Source organism: Scytonema sp. UIC 10036 (assembly GCF_009725235.1).
On sequence record NZ_WJFC01000064.1, the window covers coordinates 12,615 to 29,528 of the forward strand.

At 42.4% G+C, this 16,914-nt stretch carries 11 protein-coding genes and 1 pseudogene; 4 read left to right on the top strand and 8 right to left on the bottom strand.

Translation table 11 applies throughout. The features are described 5' to 3' along the window. Positions 1–21: 21 nt before the first annotated feature. A complete protein-coding gene (locus F7734_RS27065; protein ID WP_155747717.1) occupies positions 22–1,119 on the bottom strand; it encodes a M24 family metallopeptidase in 1,098 nt (365 codons plus the stop codon). A 334-nt stretch (positions 1,120–1,453) separates the two neighbouring features. On the opposite strand from F7734_RS27065, the pseudogene F7734_RS27070 reads away from it, so the two are divergent. Next, positions 1,454–2,944 (top strand): annotated as a pseudogene (locus tag F7734_RS27070) (catalase); the annotation flags it as partial. A 601-nt stretch (positions 2,945–3,545) separates the two neighbouring features. Here F7734_RS27070 and F7734_RS27075 read toward each other — a convergent pair. From F7734_RS27075 to F7734_RS27085, 3 genes are all read right to left on the bottom strand, one after another. Beyond that, positions 3,546–3,959, bottom strand: coding sequence for an HNH endonuclease signature motif containing protein (locus F7734_RS27075; protein ID WP_155747719.1), 414 nt, complete (start codon positions 3,957–3,959; stop codon positions 3,546–3,548). Between the two features lie 3 nt (positions 3,960–3,962). Then, complete coding sequence (locus F7734_RS27080) at positions 3,963–4,337, bottom strand: hypothetical protein (protein ID WP_155747720.1); 375 nt, start codon at positions 4,335–4,337, stop codon at positions 3,963–3,965. A 152-nt stretch (positions 4,338–4,489) separates the two neighbouring features. After that, the gene (locus F7734_RS27085; protein ID WP_155747721.1) at positions 4,490–5,272 is read right to left on the bottom strand and encodes an HIRAN domain-containing protein; all 783 of its coding nucleotides are present in this window, start codon (positions 5,270–5,272) and stop codon (positions 4,490–4,492) included. Between the two features lie 29 nt (positions 5,273–5,301). Here F7734_RS27085 and F7734_RS27090 point away from each other — a divergent pair, with 29 nt between their 5' ends. The 3 genes from F7734_RS27090 to F7734_RS27100 all read left to right on the top strand — a co-directional run bounded on the left by F7734_RS27090 (position 5,302) and on the right by F7734_RS27100 (position 12,417). Further along, complete coding sequence (locus F7734_RS27090) at positions 5,302–5,454, top strand: hypothetical protein (RefSeq protein ID WP_155747722.1); 153 nt, start codon at positions 5,302–5,304, stop codon at positions 5,452–5,454. Positions 5,455–6,026: 572 nt separating this feature from the next. Continuing rightward, positions 6,027–9,080 (top strand): tetratricopeptide repeat protein, encoded by a 3,054-nt coding sequence (locus tag F7734_RS27095; RefSeq protein ID WP_155747723.1) that lies wholly within the window; start codon positions 6,027–6,029, stop codon positions 9,078–9,080. A gap of 16 nt (positions 9,081–9,096) precedes the next feature. Further along, entirely contained in the window at positions 9,097–12,417 is a 3,321-nt protein-coding gene (locus F7734_RS27100) for a type 2 lanthipeptide synthetase LanM family protein (protein WP_155747724.1), read from the top strand. On the opposite strand, the gene F7734_RS27105 is transcribed toward F7734_RS27100, so the two are convergent. The 4 genes from F7734_RS27105 to F7734_RS27120 form a co-directional block, all read right to left on the bottom strand. After that, positions 12,418–13,389 (bottom strand): prenyltransferase/squalene oxidase repeat-containing protein, encoded by a 972-nt coding sequence (locus F7734_RS27105; RefSeq protein WP_155747725.1) that lies wholly within the window; start codon positions 13,387–13,389, stop codon positions 12,418–12,420. 18 nt (positions 13,390–13,407) lie between these two features. Continuing rightward, positions 13,408–14,478, bottom strand: a complete 1,071-nt coding sequence (locus F7734_RS27110; protein WP_207714221.1) for a hypothetical protein — start codon at positions 14,476–14,478, stop codon at positions 13,408–13,410. A gap of 74 nt (positions 14,479–14,552) precedes the next feature. Continuing rightward, a complete protein-coding gene (locus F7734_RS27115; RefSeq protein ID WP_155747726.1) occupies positions 14,553–14,834 on the bottom strand; it encodes a Nif11-like leader peptide family natural product precursor in 282 nt (93 codons plus the stop codon). Between the two features lie 295 nt (positions 14,835–15,129). After that, entirely contained in the window at positions 15,130–16,815 is a 1,686-nt protein-coding gene (locus F7734_RS27120) for a VCBS domain-containing protein (RefSeq protein ID WP_155747727.1), read from the bottom strand. Positions 16,816–16,914: the final 99 nt, after the last annotated feature.

Below are 16,914 nucleotides of genomic sequence, written 5' to 3' on the forward strand. Positions count from 1 at the left end.
GTTCATAGTGTAAATTTTTTATCATATCTCCAAGGGTACAGGGCGCAATCTTCCCTGTATCTCAACGTTAGGAAAATTTGCATCAAAAGTGAGATTTTCTAACTTACCATCTTGGAGGAGCGCAAAAGTATCTTCAACTTTTGCCCCTGGTAAACTTGGATTCCACGCAACAGCTATACCTTCTGCTAAAGTGTCAGTAGTAGTGGGATTTGCTACAATTTCTCGCGCTAAATATCCCGTAGTTCCACCCTGATGATGTTCCTGGATTGCGCGATCGCATCCGTGCTGTTGATAGGCTTTAGCTAAAGCGTTATAAATCGAATTTAGAGGTGTTCCTGGTAGACACAGATTCAATGCTTGGGCTTCTATTTCGCGGACTTGATGGTGTAGTTTATTATACTCGTCTGTAAGCGCATCAAAGCAGACAAATCGCGTTAGATTCGCATACAACCCATATCCCCTAGCACAGAATATCAGCATTGCTTGCCGTCCAATTTGTTCCCCAGTGGGTGTAGCATGACGGTACAGGGGTAAACGCCTTTCACCGGCTACCAGTGTCAGCGCCGGATGCAGCCCCCTTGCCCACAATGCCTCTGCACCTGCACCTGCTAACTGATATTCTGTCCATGTAGGCTTGGCAGCTTTTAGAACTTCTGTCATTGCTTCAGTTGCTTTACGCCCTACTTGACGGTATCGCTCTAGTTCGCTTGACATCATGATTCTTTTCCGACGTTGCAAAGAGGCGGGTAATCCCTTCTCTACATCGATGGTAGGGCGATCGCTTAAAACTTTCCCAGCACCTGTGACATCCCGGACAAAAGATTCACGTGCAGCAGCATCAGCCCAAGGATTGGCGTAAACTTTAAAATTCGCAGGTAATTCTTCATCTTGCAAGCGCTGCGCTTCAATTTCATCTGTCAAAACCCAAGTATCTTGTGCTGTTATCAGCACCTCTGCGACTCCGGTTTCAGCTGTAAGCAGCACCGTGTTAGAAGCGCCAGCCGTCGCCCAAGCAAACCAGTCTGTTCCCCGCAAACGTAAGCCTTGGAACTCAGTCTCTGTTAGGATTTGACGTATAAACTCCACTTTGGAGGACACTTCTTGATTTAAATCACTCATATGCACCTGTGTTGAAATGTTTTAGCTCCATTGCCCGATTTAGATGGGTAAGTTAAGACAGTACCCCGAAGCTCTCGTCTCTCGTTCCCAGGCGGAGCCTGGGAACGAGGTGGCAGCCCCTCATAATTAATGCGGCGGACTACTAGCTTCTTTGTCTAAAATCCTTTTGTAAAGTGTTTACGCTAACAAGCAAAACTTCAAATTTCATCTATCTATTGGTGGTGAAAACCTATAGAAATTTTTACTAAAACTGGAAAGTTAGAACAATACGCCAATTGCCCTGCTCTCTAATTACCTTGTTAGTGAGAGGCTTTTTTCTTTAGGTAGAATGCACATGACAAACACTCAAAAAAAAGGTGAGAGCGGCAACCAAGAAGAAATTCTGACAAACCGCCAGGGTCATCTAATAACAGATAACCAGAATACAAAAACTGTGGGTGACAGGGGTCCTACAGTACTAGAAAACTACAACTTTCTGGAAAAAATCACCCACTTCGATCGCGAACGCATTCCAGAAAGAGTCGTTCATGCACGAGGAGCAGGTGGTCATGGCTTTTTTGAAGCCTATGGTAAAGTGGGTGATGAACCTATAAGCAAATATACGCGTGCCAAGCTTTTTCAAGAACAAGGCAAAATTACGCCAATGTTTGTTCGTTTTTCTACCGTTACTCACGGTGGGCATTCACCTGAAACACTCCGAGATCCGCGTGGATTTGCAACAAAGTTTTATACAGAAGATGGTAATTGGGATTTAGTAGGAAATAACTTAAAAATCTTCTTTATCAGAGATCCGATCAAATTCCCCGATCTTATTCATGCTTTCAAGCCAGATCCAGTCACTAACCGTCAAGACCCCAACCGGATATTTGATTTTATCAGCCATACACCGGAAGCAATGCACATGATTACATGGCTGTTCAGTCCTTGGGGAATTCCTGCAAGCTACCGATTCATGGAAGGTTCAGGTGTAAATACTTACAAATGGGTGAATTCAGACGGTGTAGGGCATTTAGTGAAGTACTTTTGGAGACCCAAGCAGGGAGTAAAATGCCTGACTCAAGCTCAAGCTGAAGAAATTCAAGCTAAGAATTTTAACCATGCGACAGAGGATTTGTACGACGCAATTGAAAGAGGTGATTATCCGGAATGGGAGTTTTGCGTCCAAATCATGTCTGATGGCGAACATCCCGAACTCGATTTCGATCCATTAGATCCCACAAAAATTTGGCCGCCAGACCAATTCCCATTGCTACCAGTCGGACGAATGGTGCTTGATAAAAATCCGGTCAACTATTTTGCAGAAGTTGAGCAAGCCGCCTTTGGTACAGGTGTGTTAGTGGATGGGTTAGACTTCTCAGACGACAAATTGCTTCAGGGTAGAACTTTTTCTTACTCAGATACCCAGCGTTACCGCGTGGGACCAAATTACCTACAGTTACCTATCAATCAACCAAAAACACCTGTTGCTACAAATCAGCGTGATGCTCAGATGACTTACCGTGTTGATGGAGTTGAAGCTGGAGAGAACCCCCACGTGAATTACGAGCCAAGCAGTCTTGGCGGACTCAAAGAAGCGCCGAAATATGGCAAACCTCACACTCCTTACGTTCAAGGTCCCGTTATAGGTCAAAAAATCAGCCGAACTAACGATTACAAGCAGGCAGGCGAGCGGTATCGTACTTTTGAAGATTGGGAGCGTGATGACCTGATTTTAAACCTTGTGACACAACTCAAACAATGCAGTCCCCATATTCAACAGCGCATGGTGGAGCACTTGATGCAATGCGATCCAGAATATGGTAAACGCGTAAAAGAAGGACTTGAGCAAAAATAGCTTGTCTTTCTCGTCTTTCTCGTCTTTCTCGTCTTTCTCGTTCCTAGGCTCCGCCTGGGAATGAATACTTGAGGCTCTGCCTCAAATTTTACAACCTCCTCTTTGCCCTAGCGATTAGAAATCGCGGCTATACAAACAAAGTCCGCCTTCGCGGACTGAATAATCAGGTCAGGGTAAACGCACTTTATTTTGTATAAATTGTACTTGATAAAAAGACATAAAAAAGCGGAAAAAGTGTTTCTGCCAACACAAGAGCGGTATTGACCTGGAAAGAGATCTTCTAAATACTAGTCAAGGTTGCAGATATTCCCCGGAGCTAGTATGGCTAAAGGATTTGGCGAGCTTCTTGTTGGATAGAGTCGGACATGGTAGCAGGAGGTCGAATTTGCCCGATTTTACCTTAAGCGATCGCTCCGTTGTGTATCAATTCCATTGTGCATCAATAATTATTAATTTAATTACCTCCAAATCCAACCCTCCACAACCACCAAACTTACGGTAAAATCAAAAATTAAGCATCCAACCAAGCATCAACCAGCGTGAAAGCAGAAACGATATTCTACCGCCTATTCCAAACTTTCCCCAGCATTGTCTACGGATATTGTCCTTGATTCATCAAAACTTGCCGTTGAAGTATGCGATTAGGAACATTAAACTGAAGCAACCTTGCAGTCCCTTGACCAATCTGAGTTTTCCCTTCTATTCTCGCACCTTCAAGATAGAAATGTTCATCCCAAACCTGATGACGGGGATTAAACAATGGGACAATTTCTTTAGTAACTTGGTCTATCGTAGCGAAATCTGAACCTTTATGACGATTGCAGGATAAACATGAAAGTGCTAGATTATCAGCAGTCGTTTCACCCCCATGCTTTACGGCAATAATATGGTCTACTTCATGGGTATAGATTGAAAAATCTTGATGGATTAAGCAATATTCACAGCGTCCAGATGCTCTCTCTATGACTAACTTACGTAGTTCGGCAGAAATTGAATTAGAAGTCATTTGTTAAATTCTAGTGGAGGCTCGTGCTTTTAGTAAAATCATAATATGTTCTAATTGCTCGTAAACATCTAATTCTGCTAATTCCATTGGACTGAGTATTGCAGAGCGATTTTTTTCTAATAATGCTTGCAGGCGTGTTTGAGCTTGGGATGAAACTTTAAAATTCATAATTTCTTCTGGTGTTGGGCGCTTAATTAAAAAGTCAAGAACTTCTTGATAAACTTCGGGAATATCTGTAGTCTCAGCTAGAACTGTCTGCTGAACCTGTGGCGAATTAGCAACGTCTAACAATCGCCAAAGCAATTCGGGTAAGCGATTTTGCAAAGGTTTTAAACGTTGAGCTAGTTCATCTGAAATTTGAATCGTTAATTCTGCCATGCGATCGCTCCAGTGTTACCCGGCTTGTCTTTTATGCCAATTATAGCTCTTACAGCAAATCTAAAGCTCCCGATTTTTCAGACGTTGAGCAAGTAGACAGTCCTCAAAGCTCAACGCTTCTTCATATAGTAACCCTGGTTTTTGCCACTGGTTTATCGTGACGAAGGCAATCCTTTTATCGCAGTCGCAATCCCTGCAATAAGGGGTTGATACTGATGACTTGAGAAGGGGCGAAAATCATTTCTGCAATCCACACTCATTTTACACAGCAGGCGAAACTGGAGCGGTGTTGGAGATTTATTGACACGCTCTACCCGCACATATTCGTTGGAATTTTGTTGAAGCAACTCAAAAACTTCTGCTTGCAAATATTGCGGACAGTAACCGACAATGTAGTGGTCTTCGGTGTTGAAAATGAAAGCTTGAGAATCGTAGGGATTTTGAAATTCGCGAGCTAACCATAACTTTTCCCCTGGCTCAAGTCGATCGATTCGCTCAATCGCATTGCTTGACAAATGTCGCAACCTATGCACGAAAAAATAAAGATGGTACTGTCCTTGTTCATCAACTTCCGGATAAGGAAAAACGGCGAGTGTATCTGTTTCTCGTTCACCACCACTGCGGGCTAAAATTGCGATTGGGTCATTTTCATCGTTGAGAATATTCAGCCATTCAATAAAACTTGAATAATCAGGACGCTTACGCGACATCACCCGATTAGCAAACACTGGAAATAACTGAGTTGATGTATAAATTTCATCTAAGCGCGGAAATGAAGACAAAGGTTTAAAAGCACATTTCTCTTCAGCTTCTTTTACACCTTGCGTGTAGACAAATTGATACATACCCCCATCAAATGTTAACCGACCAATGGGGAACCAAAAGTGACTAATGGGGTCAAGACACGCTAAAAATAGTGTTGTTGGTGTTTTCAAGGTAATGTTTCCCTCAAGGTAAGTAACCTGTGACAGTTTATTTTCTGTACTCTCTGTTTAGTCGCCGTACCCCCGACTCAGAAGCAATTATATATCCGTCGATGTTTACTGAAGATGGTCAACCTATAGAAGAGAATCATCGGATAATTGTTGATGCGATACGGCTTAAGCCGTTACCGTAGGTATCGCCCAAAGAGTCGAACAAGAGAAGAATAATCAGAGTTAATAGTGCAGTCATCTCTGTAGCCGATCGTGCTGCGACTTCTGTTTATGGCTGAATTAAACGAAACTCTACAAAAGGTGTAGATACCCTGTGGACTTTCTAAAAATAACCTGCGTAGGCAGGTTTCGTTTGTATAGTTGCGATTTCCAATCGCGGGCGTGTTTTTTCCAAATTGCGATGCTCCCTACAAACACTTCTTCCTTGTCTCCCTTGTCTCCCTTGTCTCCCTTGTTTGGATCTCAAATAGAATTGCTATATTACGCTCAAAGGATGAGGACTCTCTTGAAGTCTAGAGGAAATACTGGCGATTGGATAATTAACTGGCTACAATTGTTACACTGTTTGGGCAACGGTTAGCATCTCAATACTACTCGGTTAAGGGAAATAGTGCGAAACCCAACAAATGCTGGTAAATGTTGGGTTTCGTTCCTCAACCCAACCTACATAATTTCGTATTTTTATGGTTAACCGAGTAGTATTGGGTTAGCATCCAGTCAGTTAACTCTCATCAGCCGCGATCGCTATTGTCCTATGCAACTTTCTATTATTCCCATAACTCTGCTTCTGGCTTTAGGTTCTCCATCACAACAACTTCTCGCACAAGCACCAACCCCAACCCCTGAAGAACAGATTGCGGAAGGGGTGAGACTGAATAATAATGCTGCATCTGTGGTTTACAAGGACTTGATTGGAATAGATGAATTACAAACAGCGTTCGCACAGTCTCAGCAGGCGTTAACCATTTTCAAAAAATACGGTGCTAAAGCTGGGGAAGCCAACAGCCTTGTTAATATTGGATATGTGTATTTTCGTAAAGGTGAGTATGCCAAAGCACTGGAACATTTTCAGTCATCTTTAGATATATATAGAAAAATCCGCGATCGCGAAAATGAATGGATACCCCTTTCCTATATGGGTGAGGTGTATGTTAATCTGGGTCAATATTCTAAAGCTTTGGAAGCGTATCAACCAGCTTTAGCGATTCTTCGAGAACTGAAAGCGGCTAACCCCAAAGCCTCTAGCTATTCTACTAGCGAAAAAATTATGCTGGCTGACGTGGGGGCGATTTATTTTCGTATGGGACAGTATCCAAAATCGTTAGATTTCTATCAACAAAGTTTGGCGATTTACAAAGCAGGCGATGATAAAATTGGTGCCATTCAAACTCTAAATAATATTGGTGTCGTTTACGTTAATCTAGGTGATTATACCCAAGCATTAGACTCCTACGAACAAGCTTTAAAAAATCTCCAAGATTGCTGCTCAAATTATCTAGGTACAAAAGCAGCAATTATCAATAATCTTTCCGGTACTTACTTTAGCTTGGGTCAATATCAAAAATCTTTAAAATTTGCCGAAGAATCGTCTACAATTTATAGTAAACTCAGCAGCACTAATTCTGAAGAAATCAATCAAAAAGATATTAAACTAATTTACGATTATCTCGGTCAAAACTCCCAACACTTGCAGCAAGTAACCAGCCGTGCTACCGTTGGCGAATCCTTTGGTAAAGACTCTTTTCAGTTTCAAGGTAGAGCCATTAACTTCAATAACATTGGGCAAATCTACTTAAATCTAAGTCAATATGACCAAGCTTTAAAACTCTACGAACAAGCTTTAAAACTCTACAAAGAAAATAATTTTAAACCAGGGATTGCTGCTAGTCTTAATAATATTGGGCGTGTTAACACTCATCTAGGCAAGTATCCCCAAGCTATCGAGTTCAATAACCAAGCGTTAACTCTTTATAAAGAAATTGGCGATCGCACTGGGGAAGGTGTAACCTTAAGCAACTTAGGACAAATCCACCAAAAGCAAAATCAATACCTTAAAGCTGCGGAATTTTATCAGCAAGCTTTAGCCCTGCATCGCGAAGTGACTGATAAAGTCAGTGAAGCCACAACCCTGAAATTTTTAGGAGATAGTTTATCCGCACAAAAGCAACCACAGCTAGCTATTGCTTTTTACAAACAATCAGTCAACTTAACTGAGTCAATCCGGCAAAATTTGCGTGTCATGCCTACTGCCATTCAACAATCTTACACAGAAACAGTAGCAGAAAGATATCGCCGTCTTGCGGATTTATTACTCCAGCAAAACCGCCCAGCAGAAGCACAACAAGTTCTGGATTTACTCAAAATCCAAGAAATGAATGATTTTATAGGACATCGAGGAGGAATACCTCAGAAAACAGCAGTGGCGAATACCAGACAAAGAGGCTCAACTCCTACAGCCGAAGGAACATCACAATCCCCCCAAAACTTACCCTTAAAACCTCAAGAACAAGATATTACTCAAAAATACAACGCCATTCAAGACAAAGCGATCGCGCTGGGACAAGAACTGACAAATCTACGCAAAATCCCCAAATCCTCACGGACATCTGCTCAAGAAAAACGCATTGCGGAACTGGTAACACTCGAACAAACAATGACTGATGAGTTTAATAAATTTACCAAAAATCCTGCTGTGGTGGCGTTGGTGCAGCAATTATCAGCTACCTCCGGACAAGAAAATCTGAGTTTGCGTCAACTCAACTCTATTCGAGATAACTTACGCCAGTTAAATAAAAAAGCAGTCTTGCTCTATCCCTTAGTTTTAGAAGACAGATTAGAGTTAGTTGTGGTGACGGCAGATGCACCTCCCATTCATCGTCCAGTTCCAGTCAAACAAGCGGAATTAGAGCGGGCGATCGCTGAATTTCGGGAAACGCTTGTTGTTCCTTACAAAGATAGTAAAGTTCCAGGAAATCAATTATATAAATGGCTCATTCAACCAATAGAAAATGACCTAAAACAGGCTAATGCTCAAGCTATTATTTATGCTCCAGATGGCAAACTAAGGTATATACCTTTAGCAGCATTATACGATGGTAAAAATTGGTTGGTCGAGCGTTTTATTGTCAATAATATTACTGCTGCCAGTTTAACAAAATTAAACAACCAACCCCTAACATCTCTGCCAACATTAGCCGCAGCTTTTACCAAAGGTGAGTATCAAGTTGCAGTGGGTGAGAGGCAAGAAATCTTCAGCGGTTTGAAGTTTGCGAAAGTTGAGGTGGAAAACTTAGCTAAAACGATCGCCAGCACAAAAATACTATTAGATAAAGATTTCACTTCCCAAACTACCATTCCGCAAATGAATGATTACAAAATTGTACATTTGGCAACACATGGTATGCTAGTGAGTGGCAATCCAGAAGATTCATTTATTCTGTTTGGGGATGGAGAACGTGTCACCCTCAAAGATATAGAAAATTGGTCTTTGCCCAATGTGGATTTAGTCGTGTTGAGTGCTTGCCAAACTGGTTTAGGGAAAAAATTGGGTAACGGGCAAGAAATTCTCGGTTTGGGATACCAAATTCAACTCACAGGTGCTAAAGCGTCTATTGCTTCTCTGTGGACTGTTTCTGATGGCGGTACCCAAGCCCTCATGAATGAATTTTATACAACACTAAAATCAGGAAAATTAACGAAGGCTGAAGCTTTGCGGACAGCACAACTTAATTTAATAACGGCAGGTAATAATCAATTTAACCATCCCTACTATTGGGCAGCTTTTATTTTAATTGGTAATGGATTGTAATAGTGAGACAGCAAGCATGACACCAACTTTAGCAGAAATAACCCAAATAGTAGCTGAGGCAAGTTATTTAAGCGAACGCCTCACTAAGAGCTTGTTTGCGGTAGATACAACCCAAATTGATGACAAACAAGTCAGTGAGAGATTAGAACGGTGGTGTCAGGCGATCGCTCAAGGAAATTGGGAAAAATTTCAGCAGCGATTGCAGTGGGATGGATGGGATATTGAGTCAGTACGTCCTTTCCTGGGAAAAGTACAACTTGTCAATCATTCTGTCTTACCTAGTTGGGGAGAAACTCTCAAAGAAATTATTCAAACTACTGCAAAATTCCCTTTTCAGAATGCAACTCAATATCGCACTCAAATCCAAAGTATCAAAAAATTTCCCATCCCTATAAATCCTGAAAATCCGTTGCCGTTTGAGGATGTATTATTACCAGTTCTTTTAGTAGCTTCGCAAAAATTACTCATTCATCTCAGATGTTTCCCCTTAGAACTGCTTTCTGAAGAAACCTACCTCGAACTAGAATGCAGCCTACTACATAGACTCATAAATTGCTGTGAAAAAACCCTGGAATTAGAATTTTCCCGTTATCGCCCTTCTGGCTACAGCTTGCTAAGTTCTCTAGTAGGAGAGATTTCAGGAACGCATGGCAAAGTTCATTACCATGCCTTTGTGCAAAAACTTCTGTCCGATGGTTTACTGAGGTTTTTCCAAAAATATCCTGTATTGGGTAGGTTTATAGCAACAGTTGTTGATTTTTGGGTGGAAGCAACAGCAGACTTTTTGCAACGTCTCAAAACTGATTTATCTACAATTGAGCAAGTTTTTCCTCATCCAGAAATTCCCCAGACTTCGATAGGAAAAGTTACAGAAATTAAACCATCTCTATCTGACTTTCATAATCGAGGTCGTTCTGTTATTGCCCTCACTTTTGAATCGGGTTTAAAACTGATTTACAAACCCAAAAATCTCGGTTTAGAAGTCGCCTACGGTCAGATTTTAGAATGGTGCAATCAGCATGGCATTCCTTTAGCCTTCAAAGTTGTGCGGGTTCTGAATCGTGAAACCTACGGCTGGGTTGAGTTTATAGAACAGCAGCCGTGTGTTGATGAAGCCGCAGCGCAGCGATTCTATCAACGAGCAGGTATGCTGCTATGCTTGTTGTACGTGTTAGGAGCAACTGATTGTCACCTAGAAAATTTAATTGCTAGTGGCGAACATCTGGTATTAATTGATATGGAAACCCTGATGCAGCCTCAGGTGAACCCCATGTATGACTCTGGGGAAGTCTCAGAAGCAGCAACCTTGGCAAATCAACTCCTTTGGGATTCAGTTTTACGTACAGGATTGTTACCCCGTTGGGAATTTAGTCACGACAGACGCACTGCCTATGATATCAGCGGTTTGGGCAGTGTCGATCCGCTGCGAATAGCCAAGAGAGTGCGACAATGGAAGTGTGTGAATACGGATGATATGCACCTGGGTTATGAGATGGTAGCAAGACCACTCCAGGGAAATGTAGCCTTTTTGAATGGAGTGGCGCTATCGCCTAATGACTACCTAGAGGACTTAATTTCAGGTTTTGAGCAAATGTATCGCTTCCTGATAGCTCGTCAGGATGTACTCTTAAGTAGTGATAGCCCTTTGAAAGCCCTGCAAGCACAGTGGGTTAGGTTTGTTTTCCGCATTACTCATGTTTATGCTGTGATTTTGCAAAAAACGCTGTCACCTGAATTTCTTCGCAGTGGGGTTGACTGTAGTTTAGAACTCGATGCGATCGCTCAAGCATTTCTAGTCACTCAAGTTAAGCCCAAAGCTTGGCCGATTTTCTCAGCAGAATTAGCAGCATTGCAGCAGTTAGACGTTCCCTACTTTGGGGTTTTCTCTGATAGCTGTACCATCGATGTTGGTTTAGAACAACCTATCGAACAATACTTTCAGCAATCTTGTTACAGTCAGGTAATTTCTCGATTCCAGCAGCTCGATGAGATGGATTTATCTCGACAAATAGCAATCATCCAAGGAAGTTTTTATGCGAGAGTAGCGCGAACTCCCAGCACTGAAAAAAAAGCAGAATTAGACTCAGAATCTGATTTACAATCGATCTCACCCTTAAGTGTCGAACAGTTACTGGAGGAAGCCGTTGCGATCGCAAGCGAAATTCAGGAACAATCCCTTCAGGGAGTATCGGGTAGCCTGAATTGGATGGGCATAGGCTACGTACCAAATGCCGAACGCTTCCAACTCCAGCTTTTAGATGATAGTCTTTATCACGGTAATTGTGGCATTGCCCTGTTTTTATCAGCATTGTATCAAATCACAGGTAACACTCAATTCAAAGACTTAGCTTTCAGTGCTTTACACTCCATACGTCACTGTTTGCAAACATCCTCTCCTGACTTCATGCAAACATTTGCCAAGCAAATAGGAATAGGAGGAGCGACAGGAATCGGTTCCATCATCTATTCTCTAGTCAGAACCAGCCAATTCCTGGAAACAGCAGCACTGTTAGAAGATGCTCAACGAGTTGCCCATTTGATGACTCCCGCACTCATCGCTTGCGATCGACAATTAGATATAGTTGGGGGAGCATCTGGGGCAATTCTGGGGTTATTGGCACTTTATCACCAAACCAAGGAGCCCGCAGTTTTACAGCAAGCATTGGCTTGCGGTCAGCATTTGCTCCAACATCGAACCAGGGTTGATAATTCCCCCAGAGCTTGGAAAACCGTCGCCAAAATACCACTTACAGGTTTTTCTCATGGAGCCGCTAGCATTGCCTATGCATTACTGCGACTGTATGCCCTAACCAATGATAAAGCCTACCTTGAAGCAGCCTGTGAAGGTATTGCCTACGAACGCAGTGTTTTCTCCCCCAGCGAAACTAACTGGCCCGATCTCCGTTTTGCCGAACAACAACAAAAGTTTATGGTGAGTTGGTGCCATGGGGCTTCTGGGATTGGTTTAGCTAGATTGGGCAGTTTATCGATTTTAGAGACAGATGAGATTTATCAAGAAATAGAAATGGCTTTGCAAGCTACCCAAAAGTACAGTTGGCAAGATGTAGACCATCTGTGCTGCGGTAACTTTGGCAGAATTGAGGTGCTGCTGGTAGCATCACAGAAACTATCACGTCCTTGCTTGCAAAGCCAAGCTCACAAACAAGCATCTTGGGTTGTCAACAGAGCAAAACAAGCGGGAGGCTATAAATTGTTTGCTAACTTGCCTAACCACGTATTTAATCCTAGCTTTTTTCAAGGAATAGCGGGCATTGGCTACGAGCTGCTGCGGTTAGCCTACCCTGAAATATTGCCTTCAGTTCTTTTGTGGGATTGATTACAAATATCTCACTAATGCTTCTACACATACAGCCGTCGTCAAATCTTGCGACCCCCACCAAACTGAATGGGGAATTGGTGGTTCCGGACCAGCCCAAATGGCTATCCTTGACCAAGAGCCATTATCTTGTTGACGACGCAGAAGATAATGAACAGCTTTACTGAGAACTGTTTTGTTGCCATACCCAAAATTTAATAATGTACAAATTGCATAAGCCGTGTACAAATCATCTCCCCAAGAGCCATTTTCTTTTTGTGTAGAGACTACTCGATTGATAATAGTGTCCCCAGCTATTTGCAAGCTATGAACACCATTAAAATAAGCTCTAGAAAGAGCATAGTACAGCGATAAATCATTAATATAATACCAATAAGATTGTTTTTCTTGAGCCTCTAAAATTAGATGATTTAAATAATGACATACATTTTTGATTTCTTCACATTCACCTAAGTAAAGCAATACATTAGCATTGACAACGCTATCTATGTCATTCTTTGCTCGCTCATTTCTTATCCAAGTGTAGAATAAACCTAGGTCATTTCTATTTTTTAATATGAGTTTTAAATTATGTTCAACTAAATTAGAATAACCGTATTTTTGGCAAATATAAGAAACACAAGATGTATCATCTAAATCTGGCTCGATTAAATTTTGATGAACTAAAGTCGTACTTTTAGAAGTCCAATATTTCCATAAACCCGGTTCTTGTCTTTCTTTTATCAAAAAATCTATGCCTCGCTGAATAATTGTATTCACCTTAGAATTGTCTGCAAAACCTAAAGAATACAACACGGCTGCTGTGACAAAGGGTGAGCTATCAAAACGGCATTCAGATTTCATATTTGGTGTTTCAGCAAAATAAGTTCTAAATTCTCCATCAGGCAGTTGATTTTCATAGAGAAAATGAATTCCTTTTGCTATAGCTAGGTCAGGTTCTAGCAATAACCACCTATCTAAAATTGTTTTCATGACTGGAATTTAAAAAATTCACACTTGCGAATTAATATAAGTATCTGCATTCACCCAAGAATGAACAAAACCTAGATAAGCTTTAGCCTCTAAAGGATAACCCGGTTGATAAACGATTTTTATATGGTTGACGACTCTGCCAAAAATGCTGGTGGCTCGCGAACTGAGGAAAATATCGCTCCAGCTGAGGTTTTGAGGCCAAAGTTCTGGCTGAGAAGCTTTTTGACTCCATCCCGGCCAAATGAGCAGAGCATTTTTTTTCTCTGGAGTACAGAGTCCCATATCAACCAAATGATTGAGAAATAATTGCCAACGAGGTTCTTGTTGAGGTTGCTTTTCTAAATAACATTCCCAGCCTACTTTTGGATAGATAATCTCACCTACATCCAGGTTTAGAATTCTAATAGAATCTACAAATTCAGATACAGTAGAAACTAGAGATTGAAAGATATTCCTTTGCTCGCTTTGAGCACTCCAACCAATTTTCTCCAAATAATCTGAAAAATGTTGGGGTGACAGCCCGCCTACTACGACTCTCATCCCATCCACTGAACGAGATAACATGAACCCAAGTTGTCTGATGGATGCCCCAGTAGGTAAAGAATCTATACAAAGTTGTAGATTTGAATTCAATTGTGCATTGAAGGACGGTAGGTTAAATATCTTTAAAACTGTTTCAATGAGTCGAGGAATATCACTGTTATTTTCTTCATTTAGAGCTAAAAAAATAGATGGAATTGGCACTTCGGGAATTTGTCCAACTACATCAAATTCTAACCAAATATTATTCACTTGTTGATGTAAAAAAGATGTTGGCTCAATCCACTCTTGACAAAATGCTTGAATAGCTTGCCACACAGGATGCTGGAGAAATTTATCGGGCAGGTTGGCTGGTAAACAGGGAAGTTTGACGCAGAAATCTACTTGCGATCGCTCACAGCCCAAACGACATTCAAACCCAGCTGTCATAGACAAGGGTGGTAAGATTTGAGCTAAGGCTTGTAACTGGGACAAAGCCTCAGGAGAAACTAAATCAGAGTGAAGGTGAGGCGCAACCACTTTCAGGCAATTTGCCATAGAAAAGTTCATCTAAACCTCCAGGAATTGATATTGAGCCAACACTACGCAATTTTATTTGCATGGATTAACGGTAAAATTTTTTCCTAGCACCAAGTTCCGCTACAAGTTTGAGGAACAGTTGTTTCTGGTTTGGCACCACCTGCAACACTAGCTAACTGCTCCGTACTCAGTTCATCTTCCTCATCTCCAATTTCAGCTAAAGCCTCTGCTGCCTCTTCAGGGGTAAAACTATAGCCGTTTTCTTCGCCCAACTGAACGACTTGCTCAATAAAGGTATCTGGATTGGCGATCGCTCTGAGCTTTTCTTGCAATGCTACATCATTTGAAATGACTTGTTTGAACTGTTCAAGACTCTCTTTAGCCATTGGAAACGTCCTGTAATGGATTTAATAAATACCAAGCCCCTAAATTTTTGCAGCACTAACACATCACTCAAATCCTTTCATTATAGGAGTTGAATTTATATGAATATTGTACATACGCTTAGGAAGGTTGTTTTGATTATTACCATAGTCATCGAATAAATATGCGTCAAGAGAAAAGTCAATTTGCGAAATAAAGCTTAAAATTAGCTTAATCCAAAATTCATCCCACGCTGCACTTCGTGTCAGGCGTGGGGCTTCTTTTGAATTAAGCTAAACCCCTACGAGGTATGGAGACTTAAACGATCGCCAAATTCGCCAAATTACCAGTATACCCGGTAATCTCAATGACAGCATCGCGGTCAGATTGGAAACCTCCTGTGCCATTATTCAGTGCCAGGAATGTACGAGTGCCAAAGCTAAATGTGGCTGCACGGTTGGCAGCAAAACTACTGCCAGTCAGCACAGCACCGATTTCATTTTGTGTTAAGCCATTGACCACTCCCAGTTGAGCGAGTTTTGAGGTACTAACTGCATTCGGCCCATCAATGATATCCTTTCCAATTCGTAGATCGGTGATGCGATCGAAGCTGCTTAGCAGTGACTCAGCCAAGCTGGAGATAACAAACCTGTCATCTCCATTGCCACCAGTGAGAATATCACTCCCATTGCCACCGATAAGTTGGTCGTCATCGTTACCGCCAATCAAGGTATCATTGCCGTTACCACCATTGAGTTTGTCCTTGCCTTTACCGCCATCAAGGTAGTCAGGGCCATTATTGCCATTGACTACATCGTTGCCTTTACCAGTAAGTTGGCGGGTGCCAATTAACAAGTTGACAGTACCGGGAGTAGTGCCACCCTTGCCATCAGTAAGGGTGTAGTTGAAGCTGCCTGCACCGCTGCTAGTGGGATTCAAGGTGATGAAATCATCAGCAGGATTGGCAGGAGTACCATTGGTATTGAAGGCTACCGTGCCGCCTACCGCATTGCTTACCCCGGTAATCGACAACACATCACCGTTATCGACATCGCTGTCGTTGGCTAGTAGGGCGGTGGTAGAAATCGTCAGTGGGGTGCCTTGGGTAGCGAGGAAGGAGTCGGTGCCTGCAACTGGGGTATCATTCACCCCGGTAATCGTCGCGCCGATATTCTGGCTGGCAGTGCCATCAAAAGATTGCACGGTGAATGTGTCAGTCTTGGTAGCCCCTACACCTAAAGATTGCACTGCACTGTTGTTAGCAACGGTGTAGGTGAAAGCCCCTGCTTCAGTAATGGTGAGGCTGCCCAAGTTGTCGTTGGCGGAGGTGACGGTGGTGTTAAATTTGCTTTCTCCAGCATCGGGATCGGTGACAGTGAGATTGCCCGTAGCACTGAGGTTGCCGTTCACAACACCCAAGTCTTCAGTAACTGATGCTGTAGCTGTGCCGCTAATGGTGGCAGCTTCGTTGACGTTGGTGATGGAGAGAGTGAAGAGTTGGGAGGCATCGGGAGTGCCACCAACCGCAGTATCATCTACCGCTACCGTGGCTGCATAGCTGTTCTTAGCTTCAAAGTTGAGAGTGGTTCCGGCTTTGAGGTACAGAACTGACGCATCAATTTCAAAGAAGTTTGCATCGGTGCCACTGAGGCTGAGGACGTTTGTCCCTAAACCGTCATCAGTGATACTGATATCAGCAACTTTAATGCGGGTAGAAGTATCGAGATTCTCTGCCAGAGTATTGGTGATGTTGCTTAGGGTAACGGCTGTAGGTGCTTGGTTAAGAACTGGTATATTGAATCGTGCCAGCACTGGGTCGTGGTCACTTATCTGATCGGCAAACTCGGAGTTGATGTGAACGACATCAAAGCCATCCAGCTTGTTCAGCAGATTGCCGCTCACTAGGATGTGGTCGAGCACTTGCGCGTTACCTTCAAAGTTGTAGGTATAGCGTTCATTGGCTGGCAGGGTTTCTACCAAAGTAGTGAGTCCAGCGCTTTCCAAAATCGTGAGTGGGTTAGAGAACTCAAAGTCGTTCAGGTCGCCTGCTACAATTACGTTGGCGTTGGGTTGATATCCTGGATGCTTTGAACAAAGTTCTTG